Annotated in this window: 9 protein-coding genes and 1 riboswitch; of the genes, 8 read left to right on the top strand and 1 reads right to left on the bottom strand. The window is 43.9% G+C overall.

Annotation, left to right across the window (positions count from 1 at the left end):
* Positions 1-71 precede the first annotated feature (71 nt).
* Positions 72-3,305 (top strand): HAD-IA family hydrolase, encoded by a 3,234-nt coding sequence (locus AAHF22_RS03115; protein ID WP_347323498.1) that lies wholly within the window; start codon positions 72-74, stop codon positions 3,303-3,305.
* 602 nt (positions 3,306-3,907) lie between these two features.
* Here AAHF22_RS03115 and corA read toward each other — a convergent pair.
* Complete coding sequence (corA, locus tag AAHF22_RS03110; protein ID WP_347323497.1) at positions 3,908-4,843, bottom strand: magnesium/cobalt transporter CorA; 936 nt, start codon at positions 4,841-4,843, stop codon at positions 3,908-3,910.
* Between the two features lie 885 nt (positions 4,844-5,728).
* Positions 5,729-5,865: riboswitch (SAM riboswitch) on the top strand.
* Positions 5,866-6,011: 146 nt separating this feature from the next.
* On the opposite strand from corA, the gene metA reads away from it, so the two are divergent.
* The 7 genes from metA (at position 6,012) to budC (ending at position 13,487) form a co-directional block, all read left to right on the top strand.
* Positions 6,012-6,953 carry a homoserine O-acetyltransferase MetA gene (metA, locus tag AAHF22_RS03105; protein ID WP_347323496.1) on the top strand — a complete coding sequence of 314 codons (942 nt, stop codon included), beginning with the start codon at positions 6,012-6,014 and terminating at the stop codon, positions 6,951-6,953.
* The gene (locus AAHF22_RS03100) at positions 6,886-7,410 is read left to right on the top strand and encodes a DUF6756 family protein (protein WP_347323495.1); all 525 of its coding nucleotides are present in this window, start codon (positions 6,886-6,888) and stop codon (positions 7,408-7,410) included. The genes metA and AAHF22_RS03100 overlap by 68 nt, the downstream gene beginning before the upstream one ends.
* 74 nt (positions 7,411-7,484) lie before the next feature.
* Positions 7,485-8,675 carry a PLP-dependent transferase gene (locus AAHF22_RS03095; RefSeq protein ID WP_347323494.1) on the top strand — a complete coding sequence of 397 codons (1,191 nt, stop codon included), beginning with the start codon at positions 7,485-7,487 and terminating at the stop codon, positions 8,673-8,675.
* A gap of 5 nt (positions 8,676-8,680) precedes the next feature.
* Positions 8,681-9,934, top strand: coding sequence for an aminotransferase class V-fold PLP-dependent enzyme (locus AAHF22_RS03090; RefSeq protein WP_347323493.1), 1,254 nt, complete (start codon positions 8,681-8,683; stop codon positions 9,932-9,934).
* 286 nt (positions 9,935-10,220) lie between these two features.
* On the top strand, positions 10,221-11,642 hold the full coding sequence (locus AAHF22_RS03085; RefSeq protein WP_347323492.1) for an AAA family ATPase: 1,422 nt from the start codon (positions 10,221-10,223) through the stop codon (positions 11,640-11,642).
* Between the two features lie 8 nt (positions 11,643-11,650).
* Complete coding sequence (locus AAHF22_RS03080) at positions 11,651-12,208, top strand: hypothetical protein (RefSeq protein ID WP_347323491.1); 558 nt, start codon at positions 11,651-11,653, stop codon at positions 12,206-12,208.
* Between the two features lie 478 nt (positions 12,209-12,686).
* Positions 12,687-13,487: a meso-2,3-butanediol dehydrogenase gene (gene budC / locus AAHF22_RS03075; RefSeq protein WP_347323490.1), complete on the top strand. Its 801-nt coding sequence runs from the start codon at positions 12,687-12,689 to the stop codon at positions 13,485-13,487.
* The last annotated feature ends 731 nt before the right edge of the window (positions 13,488-14,218 follow it).

Raw genomic sequence — 14,218 nt, 5'->3', positions numbered from 1 at the left:
GATTAGCATCAGCGATAATTAAGTGATACCAACACATCTACTAGCTTACCTGAAGAAAGGGGCACGACCTGATGAGAGAAGGATCAACTATCTATGAAGTGGAACCGTGGGTAATTCGGGAAACTTCATTTAATCCGCAATACAATCGTCGTAGTGAAACGGTATTTACCGTTGCCAATGGCTATATCGGAATGCGCGGGCATTTTGAGGAAGGCATGGATGTGCCGGAAGTCGACGCGCTGAATGGTACATACCTGAATGGTTTTTACGATTCGGCAGATATTATTTATGGTGAGGAAGCGTATGGCTATGCGCGTAAGCGTCAGACGATGCTCAATGTGACCGACAGCAAGATTATCGAACTGTGGATCGAAGGTGAACGCTTCAATCTGATGGCTGGGCGTATTATCGATTATGAGCGTGTGCTGAATATGCAGACCGGTATTTTGACACGTCGAATGACATGGGAGAGTGGCCGAGGTAAATGTATTTCGATCTGTATCGAGCGCCTTGTTTCGTTTGAAAATAAACATATGGCGATGATTCGTTATACCGTGAAGCCACTCAATTTCTCCGGCGAGATCACACTCGTATCGGCGCTGAATGGTGAAGTGCACAATGAAATAAGCGAAGGTGATCCACGTGCAGGGGCTGCTTTTACCGGACAGGTGTTAAATACGATCGGTAAGCTGAGTGAACGCACACGGATGGCATTGGAACAGCGCACATCGGAAACGGAGTTTAATCTGTACTGTGCCGCAGATCATCGTGCCAATCGCAAATACGAGCTGAAAACGGAAGAGCAGGAACAACGCATCGAAAAACATTTTGTGTTCAACCTTCAACAGGATCAGGAAGCCGTATTGGAAAAGAGTATCGTCTATTACACTTCCCGCGATTACGAGCCTGCTCATTTGCCTATTCTGGCAGAATCGACACTGGATGATATGTTAAAAGACGGCTTTAATACGCTTGCCAAGCTACAACAGGATCACCTGAACGCTTTCTGGGAAACGGCAGATATTCAGGTGGAAGGAGACGAGAAGCTCCAGCAAGGGTTACGTTTTAACGCGTTCCATCTGTTCCAGTCGGTTGGTCGAGACGGTAAAACGAATATTGGTGCAAAAGGGATTACTGGTGAAGGGTATGAAGGGCATTATTTCTGGGATACCGAAACGTATATTATGCCATTTTTCCTGTATACGCAGCCTGAGTTAGCTTCCCAGTTGCTCGAATTCCGTTACCATACGTTGCCGAAGGCGCGTGAGCGTGCCGTAGAGATGGCTGCACTGGGTGCATTGTACCCGTGGCGTACAATCGGTGGGGAAGAGGTATCTGCATATTACCCGGGTGGTACGGCGCAATATCATATTAATGCGGACGTGGCGCATGCGGTGATTCAATATGCAGAAGCGACCGATGACGAGCATTTTTTGCAAACGAAAGGTTTGGAGATGCTGGTCGAGACGTGCCGCTTCTTCCTGTCGGTAGGGGACTGGATTCCAGGTAAAGGCTTCTGCATTAACGGCGTTACAGGCCCGGATGAATATACAGCGATTGTGAACAATAACACCTATACCAATATGATGGTTAAAGATCAGCTGGAATTTACAGCGCGTAAGCTGAAAAAGTGGAAAGAAGACGATTTTGCCCATTATGAGTCGCTTATTGGTAGTCCGATGGGACTGACCGATGACGAGATCGCTGTATGGGAACGTGCGGCTGATTCCATTTACATTCATCGCCAGAGTGGTCTAATCGGTCAGGATGATTCGTTCCTGGACAAAGGCATCTGGGACTTTGAAAATACACCGTCTGACAAATACCCGCTATTGCTGCATTATCATCCGCTCGTCATTTATCGTCATCAGGTGCTCAAACAAGCGGATTTGATCCTATCGATGTATTTGCTTGGTCATCGGTTTACGAAGATCGAGAAAGTGCGTAACTATGGCTATTATGAGCCGTTAACGACGCATGACTCGTCTCTATCTGCCGCGATTCATGCGATTATGGCTGCCGAGCTGGGCACGATGGACCCGGCGTATGAGTTCTTTATTCAATCGGCACGGATGGATCTGGATGACTTTCATAACAATGTTAAAGATGGTATTCACGCCGCATCGATGGCAGGAAGCTGGCTGACGATTGTGGGCGGATTTGCAGGCATGCGTCAGCATAATGGAATGCTGCATTTTGAACCGAAACTACCGCCCAACTGGACGCGCTATAGCTTCCGTGTGCAATTCCAGAACCGTCTGCTGGACATTACGATCGAGCAAAATATGACGACGTATCGCATCATTCGCGGTGAGCCGCTAACGATATCGCATTATGATGAACAGCGTGTAGTCGCGATGACACGACCGCTGGAAATTAAAAACCGGATGCTGAAAGCCGTCATTTTCGGTCTGGAAGGTGTACTCATTCCGATGCCGAGCATGGAAGATACAAGCTATGCCGAAGCCTACACACCGGATGCTATTCCAGAGGAAGAGTCCGAGCGAACAGAGCAGGAATCGCAGAGAGCCGCCCACGCCGAGGCTTCGTTAAAACGGCATAATGAAAAAGAAAGTCGCAAAGAGGCAGAAGCACAAGCGGCTGCCGCTGCTGAGGAAAAGCAAAACAAACAGAATGAGAAGGCCAAACAAGCTGCGGTATCGTCTGCACCTGATCCTAGTGCTGCAACACGTCATGCAGATGCTAGCTCCAAAGAATCCACTGCCTCTAACAAAAAGTCGTTGAAAAAGAACGATACGAGCAGTAAAGAAGCGGCTACAGCACAGGATGCAGGTGCAGCAGCCAAAGGAGCCAATGCGGAAGTATCGCCTGCGAAGAAGCAAATCCAGGCGGATCATATCGAAGCGCCGATTTTACGGGTAGAGACGATGGATGTAGAGCAGCTCAAACGCGAATTTTTACTTCCAGGTGCCGAGGATTTGCTTATTCAGCTTCGTGAGCAAAATGTAGCTGTCCTGCTGGCATCTGATCGTCCAGATGCACGCCGAATTATGGAACGACTTGGAATGGAACATTATTTCTCCTCCATCGTGCAGGCGCAGGATATTACGCATCCGAAGCCAGATCCAGAAGGTTTTATTCTCGTCGCCGAGTCGGTAGGCATTCATCCGTACCATTGTATGGTCATCGAGGATTCGCCGGATTGTCTGCAATCGGTTCGTCAGGCGGGCATGAAAACGATTGGCGTGAGCCTGCATCATATTGTGGACAACGCCCATTTCACTGTTGCCAGTCTGGAGCATTTGAATGCAGAGACGATGGAACGGTGGATGGAAATTCCATAATGGTGAGATCGTGTATAGGGACAGTTGTTGTTTGGAACGTTATGTGTTCGCACTATGTAGTACGGTTATTTGCATAGAGGATACAAGGCGGATATGGAGCCGATATGAAACAACAATAAAGTATGAACACACATCGATATAAAGCAGATGTAGAGCAGTGAAGCGTGAACACACATCGATACAAAGCAGATGTAGAGCAGTGAAGTGTGAACACACATCGATACAAAGCAGATGTAGAGCAGTGAAGTGTGGATACACATCGATACAAAGCAGATGTAGAGCAATGAAGCGTGGACACATCCGATATAAAGCTAAAACAAACGTATAGGCAATTGCTATCAATCAGATACAGAGGCGTGAAAAGTAAATAGTCAGCTGGAATAAAATCGATATCAAATAATAAAAGCCCCTTTCGTAAGTGAAAGGGGCTTTTATTATGCATTTTCCCAAGCATCGCTTGAGTAGGTGCTGTATCTTTATACGAAATACGAAATACGAAATACGAAATACGAAATACGAAATACGAAATACGAAATACGAAATTTCGGGATATTTGTTACCTTACGAGTCGGTAGAGCTACATCACGATAACATCCAAACGTTCAGATCCAATCCTTTTTACGGAAAGTAAAGAACATCGTTAAACCGAGCGCAATCATAATGCCGATGACCATTGGATAGCCATAATGCCATTTCAGCTCAGGCATATTTTCAAAGTTCATCCCATAAATACCGGTAATTACGGTCAGTGGCATGAATATGGTCGTAATCGCGGTAAACACGCGCATAATTTCGTTGGCGCGGTTAGCGATACTGGACTGATATGCTTCACGTAAGTTGCCCATCAGATCGCGGAACGTATCGAACATCTCAGATACTTTAACCGCATTCTCGTACACGTCACTAAAATATTTTTGCAATTGATCATCGATTAGACGCAGATCCTTTTTGTTCAGTGTATTGATCACTTCGCGTTGCGGGCCAAGTACACGTTTGAGCCATAAAATCTCACCGCGCAAACCGATAATTTCGTTCAAATGCGACTTTTTTGTACTCATCAAAATGCTTTCCTCAAGCCGTTCCATCTGATCCTCGATCCGGTCACCGACGGTAAAGTAGTTATCTACCACCAAATCGACGAGCAGATACATAAATTTGTCGGGACGACTCACTTCTTCTTCCCACAAAATCGGCTTGAGTGTGCGCAGCTCGCTGATCTTTTGCTTCGTTACCGTAATAATAAAATGCCGTCCGAGAAAAATATTTAGTGCGCGCAAAAAAATCTCTTCATCGTCGAAACGAATACTGTTCACAACGATAAAGTAGTGATTTTCGTAAATTTCGATTTTTGGCCGCTGCTCTTCATCGCCCATCATGTCCTCAACCGCCAGATCATGTAGCATAAAGAGTGGTTGAAGCAAGATCAGATCATCAAGACCAGCGTCAATCCAGTAAAAGCCTTCCTCCGGTGCAACTAGTGTTTCATTAACATCCTCAACCAGCGTGAAATTGCCGGCGTTTACGTGCCGAATTTTCATAGTATGCTCTACTCCTTTTTCATCTTAAATGAGCAGGAAAAGAGACGGCAATTGTACACACTTCTATAAAGCTTCGCTATTATATGAAAATGATCTTTTCAACATGGCGCGCTCCTTCGGTATCCTATTGTCGTTCCATTCCTGTAATTGTGTATATCGCTCTTGTAAGCTCGCCCTCGGGTCGCCTTCCATCTTGAAATTCACCTCTTTATAGTCTTTTTGAATGATATCGTATACGCAATGTTTTATGAAAAACATGAAAATACGTCAAATACTTGTTAAGTATACCGTGGAGACAGCAGGCTTTCAAGTGTAGTATTAGTGATTTTCTAACACGGAGTGAAATGGGAAAGAATTTTTGGCGCACGCTTAATATTGTACTGATCCAGTGTTAGTGAATTTCTAACACGGGGTACAATAAAAAGGATTTTGGCATGAGCAAAATATTGTACTGATCCAGTGTTAGCGATTTCCTAACACGGGGTACAATAAAAAGGATTTTTGCGTCAGCAAAATATCGTACTGATTCAGTGTTAGCGATTTCCTAACACGGGGTACAATAAAAAGGATTTTTGCATCAGCAAAATATTGTACTGATCCAGTGTTAGCGATTTCCTAACACGGGGTACAATAAAAAGGATTTTTGCGTCAGCAAAATATTGTACTGATCCAGTGTTAGCGATTTCCTAACACGGGGTACAATAAAAAGGATTTTTGCGTCAGCAAAATATCGTACTGATCCCAGTGTTAGTGCGCCAACTCCATTTTACTAGTCTAACTTATTTATCGGCTGAACAATCTCTTGACGATAGGTAGGAAAGTAGTATAAATTATGGTATAAGTAATTCCGTATTTCCTGTTTTACCCTACAATCCAATACAGCGAATCTTATCAAGAGCAGGCGGAGGGACTAGCCCTATGAAGCCCGGCAACCGGCAGTCATATACTGTACGGTGCTAATTCTAGCAGAGATACAGGTACATCCTACGATGAAGTATCTGGTATCTGCTGACAGATGAGAGAGGCGCTATACAGACGCAGCTTGTTTGCGTATACGACCTTTCTCAGCTCCAACGAGAAAGGTCTTTTTGCGTATTTGCGCACCTCCTTTCATAATTCGGGCACGCTGTTCGCTGCATGACCAACCACTTACAAGGAGTGAATCACAATGCCAATCAAAATTCCAGACAGTTTACCGGCAAAAGAAATTCTGACCGGAGAAAATATTTTCGTTATGGACGAATCGCGTGCGTACCAGCAGGACATTCGTCCGCTGCGCATCGCCCTGCTGAACCTGATGCCGACGAAAGAAACGACGGAAACCCAGCTGCTACGTTTGCTCAGTAACAGTCCACTACAGGTAGATGTGTATTTGCTGCATACTCGCTCGCACATTTCCAAAAACACATCGGCAGAGTACCTGAATGCCTTTTACAAAACATTCCCTGAAGTGAAACACTTACGCTTTGATGGTCTGATCGTCACCGGCGCACCCGTCGAGACGATGGAATTTGAAGATGTGAACTACTGGGAAGAGATTCAGGAAATCTTCGATTGGAGCAAAACAAATGTCACGTCGACGATGCATATTTGCTGGGCTTCACAGGCGGGGCTGTATCATCATTTTGGTGTGCCAAAAGTCGATCTGCCAGAAAAATGTTTTGGCGTCTTCCCGCACACATTAAACAAAAATAATGTACCGTTGCTGCGTGGTTTTGACGAATGGTACTATGCACCACATTCACGTCATACCGAAGTGCGTCGTGAAGATATTGAGAATGTGCCAGGCCTTGAAATTTTGTCAGAGTCCGATGAGGCAGGCATCTATATTGTAGCGACCCAGGATGGCAAACAGATTTTTGTTACCGGTCATTCGGAGTACGATCCATTGTCGCTCAAATGGGAATATGACCGCGATATCGCTAAAGGAATGGATATCGCCGTACCGAAAAACTATTTTCCCAATGATGACCCAACCCGCACGCCACCGTCTAAATGGCGCGCACATGCCAATCTGCTCTTTTCTAACTGGCTGAACTATTATGTGTACCAGGAAACACCATACGATCTGGAAAGCGAGAAGGCCGCTGCTGGAACGTATTCTATCTGATATGGATACCGATGGAACATATCCATTACATCGAAGTCTGCTTCAGGAGTTGGAAGAAGCGTTCTCGACAGGACCTATTCGCGACTATGAAGTGCCCAATCCAGAACATGTGATCCAGGCGGCCCAGCATATATATGTAGAAGGTGAACCTCGAGCCTGGTGGTTAGGGCTAAAACATCTCGTACATCGACAGTATATGGATCATGAGTCGTCCTATATAGCGATCCGAGATATTGTGCAGCAATATGGTGCTACCGTTAGCCCAACGGATCAGAAGCTGCTGTTCATGATTGATGAAGATAATGAAAGGCATCATGTCTACACATTAACATGGGATGAAATGGTGCATGTGATCGCGGAATGCCGCTTTTTTGAATATTATATTTGCCCCCATGATTATAGCTGGTTACTGTGTGAGAACGAACACGGAGAGTTTTTATTGTGTATGAGTTCATAATTTTCATTTTTTATTAGAAACTATGTTTAGAAACGATGTTAAATTTGATTGGATATCTGAGGAGGACGTAACGAATGACGTACAAAAAGAATCAGCAATCATCGCTTAGTATTGAAAGCCGGCTTGCCCAGATCGGATCGGTGGATGAGCCGGTAACAGGAGCTATTAATTTCCCGATTTATCAATCGACCGCATTCCGTCACCCGGAGCTTGGCAAAAGCACGGGCTTTGACTACATTCGCACGACCAATCCTACGCGGGCGATACTGGAACAATCGATTGCTGAACTGGAGGCAGGCGATGCTGGTTTTGCCTGTAGTTCCGGTATGGCGGCGTTACAAACGATCTTTGCGATGTTTGGACAGGGTGATCATCTAATCGTTTCGCTTGATCTGTATGGCGGTACGTATCGTTTACTGGAACGCATTATGTCCAGATTTGGGGTGAGCGCTTCGTATGTGGATACGAACGATCTGGACGCGCTGGAGCGTGTACGTCAGGACAATACACGTGCTGTATTTATTGAAACGCCAACGAATCCGCTGATGATGATTACGGATATCGCAGCAGTGACCGGCTGGGCAAAGCAGCATGAACTGATTACGATCGTGGACAATACGTTGCTAACGCCATTTTTCCAGCGTCCGATCGAGCTTGGCGCTGACATTATTATTCATAGTGCAAGTAAATATCTAGGTGGTCACAACGATGTATTAGCAGGGCTGATCGTGACCAAAGGTGAAGCATTGTCAGAAGAGATCGCTTTCCTGCATAACTCGATCGGTGGCGTGCTGTCGCCAAGTGACTCGTATCAGCTGATGAGAGGGATGAAGACGCTGGCACTGCGGATGGAGCGTCACGAATACAATGCGCTTACGATCGCCAAGCATTTACAACAGCATCCGCAAATTGCGCAGGTGTTCCATCCAGGCTTGCCGGATCATCCAGGCTATGATGTGCAAAATCGCCAATCGAGCGGAAACACGGGCATTTTCTCCTTTAAAGTAACCGATGCCCGTTATATCGCGCCAATTTTGCGTCATATTAAACTGATCGCTTTTGCGGAAAGTTTGGGCGGTGTGGAATCGCTTATGACGTATCCAACGATACAGACGCATGCGGATATTCCTGTAGAAATTCGCGAGGCGGTCGGCGTGGATGAACGTCTGCTGCGCTTCTCGGTCGGGATTGAGCATGTGGATGATCTGATTGCCGATCTGGATGCAGCGCTGGAAGCGGCTCGTCTTGAAATTGAAGGAGCGTGAATGGAATGAGTGAAAACAATTCAAATCAGCCGCCAACAGGAACAGACACGGGGGCAACGAATCCGGTTTCAGCATCGACAGCATCTACTGGGAGTAGCACAGCGCCGAAGCGCAATATTCCACCACGCAGTTTGGAAACGAAGCTGATTCATTTTAACGGTTCGGTGGATCAGGCGACAGGTGCATCCAGTGTACCGATCTATCAGGCATCGACTTTTCATCAGGATGATATTCTCAATCCACCGCAGCATGATTACAGCCGTTCAGGGAATCCGACCCGGCAGGCGCTGGAAGATTATATTGCGCTACTGGAAGGCGGCACACGCGGATTTGCCTTTGCTTCCGGTATGGCCGCGATCTCGACTGCATTTCTGCTGCTGTCGGCTGGCGAGCATGTGATCGTGACTGAAGATGTGTATGGTGGTACGTACCGATTGCTAACGACGGTGCTTAACCGTCTGAATATCGAGATTAGCTTTGTCGATATGACCGATCTGGAGCAGGTAAAAAGTGCACTTCGTCCGAATACACGTGCCGTGTATATGGAGACGCCATCCAATCCAACGTTGAAAATTACCGATATTCATGCGGTCACCGAGTGGGCGAAAGAGCATCATCTGCTGACGCTGCTCGACAATACATTTATGACCCCTTACTATCAGCGTCCGATCGAACTCGGGGTGGATATCGTGTTGCATAGCGCAACTAAGTTCCTCGGCGGTCATAGTGATGTGCTGGCTGGACTGGCGGTCACACGCACACTGGAACTCGGCAAACAGCTCAAGCATTTGCAAAATGGACTCGGTACGGTGCTTGGTCCACAGGATTCATGGCTGCTTATGCGCGGCATGAAAACACTGGCAGCACGGATGTCACATAGCGAGAAAAGCACAGCACGCATCGCCGAATGGCTGCAAACGCGCAGTGATATCGAAGCGATTTACTACCCTGGCTTATCGACCCATCCCGGTCATGAGATCCATACATCGCAATCAACTGGCTATGGCTCGGTGATCTCATTCGATGTCGGCTCAGGCGAACGCGCCAAGCAGGTGCTAGATCGTGTGCAGTTACCGATTGTAGCGGTGAGTCTGGGAGCGGTGGAAAGTATTTTGTCGTATCCACCAACGATGTCACATGCAGCGATGGGCGCGACTGTGCGTGCAGAGCGTGGGATCACGGATGGATTGCTGCGGTTGTCGGTGGGCTTGGAGGACGTGGAGGATTTGATTGCGGATTTGGAGCAGGCGCTGGATTGATCGATGTACGATCTTATTAAATATGTAATGGATAGGATGGACCTTATATTAGCAAAATAAATAAAAAGCAATGATGTAAACGGAGTCTCGTTGCATCATTGCTTTTTTATTATCGAAAAGGGTTTTATATATGAAGTTAAGCTTTTGTTTATTGATTTGGTTTCAAAGTAACAAGGGTTTAGATATAATTTATGAGACCCATCTAATTTAAAATTAGACTATGCAGAGATTTGAAGTTTTAATGATTTGGAAACGCGAAATTTTTATAAGAAAATGGTGAATAACTATGCGCGTACAAAATTTAGGGCCTATTAAAGATTGTGAGCTGACCTTAGGTCAACAAACTATGTTTATGGGAAAAAATAATACAGGTAAAACGTATATTTCTTATTTATATTATGGAATATTTAAAAAGTTGAATGAGCTTAAAGATGAGTTGTTAGAAACGTATATTAAAGAGCATTTTGATGAATATGTAGATGAGCTGACATTTACGATTAATAAAAGAACGCTTACAGATTATCTAATTAAATACTGCACATTAAGACTAAATAATGAGATCCATATCTTATTGCCTAGATTATTTAATATAAATGAGCTTGAATTTGAACAAACAAAAATTGTAATTGAAGAATCTGATACTGCAAGTTTTTTAGAAAGTTTCACTAAAATCGAACTTCCTACTATATTAAAGTTTATCATTTTGCCTTATTCAGTTGAGATTGAAGTGAAAGAAAACAATAATGCAATTATAATCAAACTCATTAATATTCAAGATATACGCAAAAACAAGAGGGATACAGATGAAATAAGTACTTCTATTATTGAACAAGCATTTAAGCGAAGTGTATCACGTGCTTTGATTAGTAATGTATTTTGTGTTTCCGATATTCTTTACATTCCAGCAGAGAGAAACGGAATTAATGTATTCAGAAAAGAATTGGCTTTAAAGCGAAGCGTAGACTCGTTTGATTTTGATTCACATACTCGGCAGACAGAGATTTATCCTCTTCCGATTTCAGACTATATTCGTTACTTGGTTGAAATAGAACAACTGGAAGATTTTAACGACCTAGATGAACTTGATAACGAAAATTTGGATCAATTACAGGCCGATATTTGGTCATTATTTTCTACAGCAATATTGCATGGTAAATACGAATATGATCACAATACAAATGAATATTATTATCGTGAGCTTATTTCCAATTTACCTGACAATCTTAAACGTTCAAATGGTGAGCTTGAATATAAAAATGGAAGAATCGCTCTGCAACATGCTTCTTCATCGGTTAAATCTTTATTTGGTCTGGAATTTTATTTGAAGCATGAAGTAACTGCTGGAGACATTCTATTTATCGATGAACCGGAAATGAATCTTGATCCAATGAGACAAATCAAGTTTGCTGAGTTAATCAGTAAATTATCGCAAAATGGGGTACGTGTTATTGTTTCCAGTCATAGCGACTATCTGATCAGAGCTACTACGAACCAGATTTTAAAAGCTCAACTGGACGACGAAAAGAAATGGGATACAATGGGCTATTATTTCGATGATGGTACAGTTAGACCGTTGCCTAATCTTGAAGCTATGGATTATATTGAGATTTTCGATAATGCGAACCGGGAATTAGATGATGCTTACTTTAATTTGCGAGACCGTTTGTTGTCGCAAAGTGCACATGGTGAGCGCTCTAATAAGGTGTGACCACATTTATGGATATCGTAAAAAATTTCAATGAATACATTGATGAGCGCTTTTTTTATATAGTAGAGAATACAAATGAGATTGTTTTACATGAAAATAAAGGCAATCCGTATCAAGTGAGATTACGAGTAGGACGTGCAGAAAACAAATTTTTGATCATTCAAGATTTGGAGATTTTAAAAACACAGTATTCTCGTTTTTTGAAAAAGTATCCTAATGATTGCGACTATATTATTTTAGATTTATTAAAACAAACCGTATATTATATCGAGTTGAAAAATACGAATAGAAGCAATAGCGAATTTATGGAACAACTTCGTGCTGGTGCGTATTGGTTGCAGCATTTACTTTTTTGCAGTAGATGCGAATCGGTTGTACAGGATTGGTCATTTGTTAATGTAGGTATTCGTTACGAGCGAAAACGACCTTCCAAATCAAAACGCCCTGCTAAAGAGAATACGACAGATCATAAAGTCGATTTATTATTTTTGAAAGATGTTGCCGGTGAACCTTTAATTACATTTAGAGGTGAAGAAGTTCAATTAGATGCTCTAGTTTATGTATAAAAAAGGTACAAAAATCATCCAGCTACTAGCTGAAAATGAGCAAGTCGTTGCCGATCTGCATAATGCGGTGACTCGTGTAGAAGATGTTAAGGGTTCTATAACAACAGGTTAGACGGTACAATTCGCTTTTTATCAAAGTACAGTAAGTTTAAGTTAATCAAAGCTTAATAGCGATTAGACAGCCGTGATGAATGGCTGTCTTTTTCATTACATAGTTCATAACAGCTGTATATTTGTTTCACAAACACATTTTATTTCATGCCTATTCAATAGCTTTACAGTCTGCAATGATAGCGTTAACAGGCTATTCTTCGATCTTAAAGCTCACTGTAAAGCTCGTTTATTTTTACGTTCAACGGGTAATGACCCTACATGTGCAACAACAGTTGCAGTATGCATGAGTGAACATGCAGTACAGAGGTATGAGGACAAAATAGCATAATTTAATTTCAAATATCATCACATGGAGGGATTCATCATGACACACAACACATACCCATTTGAAGATTCTGTCGTACTCATTACAGGCGCAAGCGCGGGCATCGGACGTGCGGTAGCGACTGCCTTTTTGGAAAATGGCGCTAAAGTCGTACTGGCTGCACGTAGAGAAGATAAGCTATACGAGGTCGTCGATCGTTATAACAATGACCGCTACTTGATCGTACCGACCGATGTACGTGAGCGTGCGCAGGTGGATACACTGGTAGAAAAAGCCGTCGAGCGTTTTGGCAAGCTGGATGTCGTGATTAGCAATGCAGGTGTGAACGTCTCCGGTCCGATCGAGGAGTTGACCGACGAAGACTGGCACAATATGCGTGCAACGAACGTGGACGCTCAAATCTATCTGGCACGCGCGGTCACTCCGCATCTGGTCCAATCGCAAGGTTCGCTCATTGCCACATCGTCCGTATCCGGTATGGCAGGCGACTGGCCACATCCGGGTTATAATGCGACCAAAGGAGCGGTTAGCCTGCTCGTCCAATCGCTTGCGCTCCAGCTTGGTGAAAAAGGAGTGCGTGTGAACGCGATCGCACCAGCCTTTACCGTGACCGAGATGACCCAGCCGATGATCGATGAAGGCGGACAGGAAGTCGTCGAAAAGTTCAAGTCCCGTGTCACTTTGCAGCGCATCGCTGAGGCGGAAGATGTTGCACCAGCGTATCTGTTCCTGGCAAGCCCGGATGCACGCTATATTACCGGTGTCATTTTGCCAGTAGACGGCGGTACAACGGCTTCGAACGGACAGGGCAATTCGCCGCGTGAATTTGGCGATCACTAAGCGGTAACCTACTAGGTAAGCGCAAGTTTGGCTTTCAGCCTATCTTTCAGTATACGTAAGCTGATTAATCCGCAGCATAGGCGTAATAGATGTCGCGTAATATAAATACTGGATGTACGAAGTGTACTTTATGTTCTTACAAATACAGAACATCAATCAGCAATACCTATTATGACTGAGTAATATCGATACAGAAACATCGATCGAGAGAACGACAACCTTCTAGCGTACATCCGTTATGTAGATGGTATTTCAGTGCAATTGATTTTCCGTCAATGGGCTAGTTAAATGAACGAGTAGTCCCTTTCTTTTGAACGTATCGCAATATACAGTCAGATCAAAGCAGGTTCCGTACAGGAGCCTGCTTTACTGCTTTAGCTATACGTTCAGGCACATACTTGATGTAGTTATAGGTGAATAGGATGAATGAGTAGACTTGCATTTTTTTACATCTTGTACCAACTTGACAGATGTTAGATAACGATGACGAACCCATTCAGTTTCCATTTTTAAATATCGTCCTACCACAACTACCTTACAAAAAATCACCAACCTGCCACTTCCATGCCTGTTTTTAAAATGTGAAATATGTTACGATAATACATGCCGTTATGAAATTATTTCAATTTTTAAGGATAGGCGTGCATGTAAATGAAACCTGTATCCTATCATCAACCTATATTCAAATTGACTGTTCGACATCAACCTTTGGTGCCTGAATCGATTAGGAG

Origin of the sequence: Paenibacillus wenxiniae (genome assembly GCF_039822605.1) — a bacterium.
GTDB classification, from domain to species: Bacteria; Bacillota; Bacilli; order Paenibacillales; family Paenibacillaceae; genus Saccharibacillus; species Saccharibacillus wenxiniae.
Note: the sequence above shows the minus strand (reverse complement) of the source record. Positions and strands in the feature narration are given on the sequence as shown.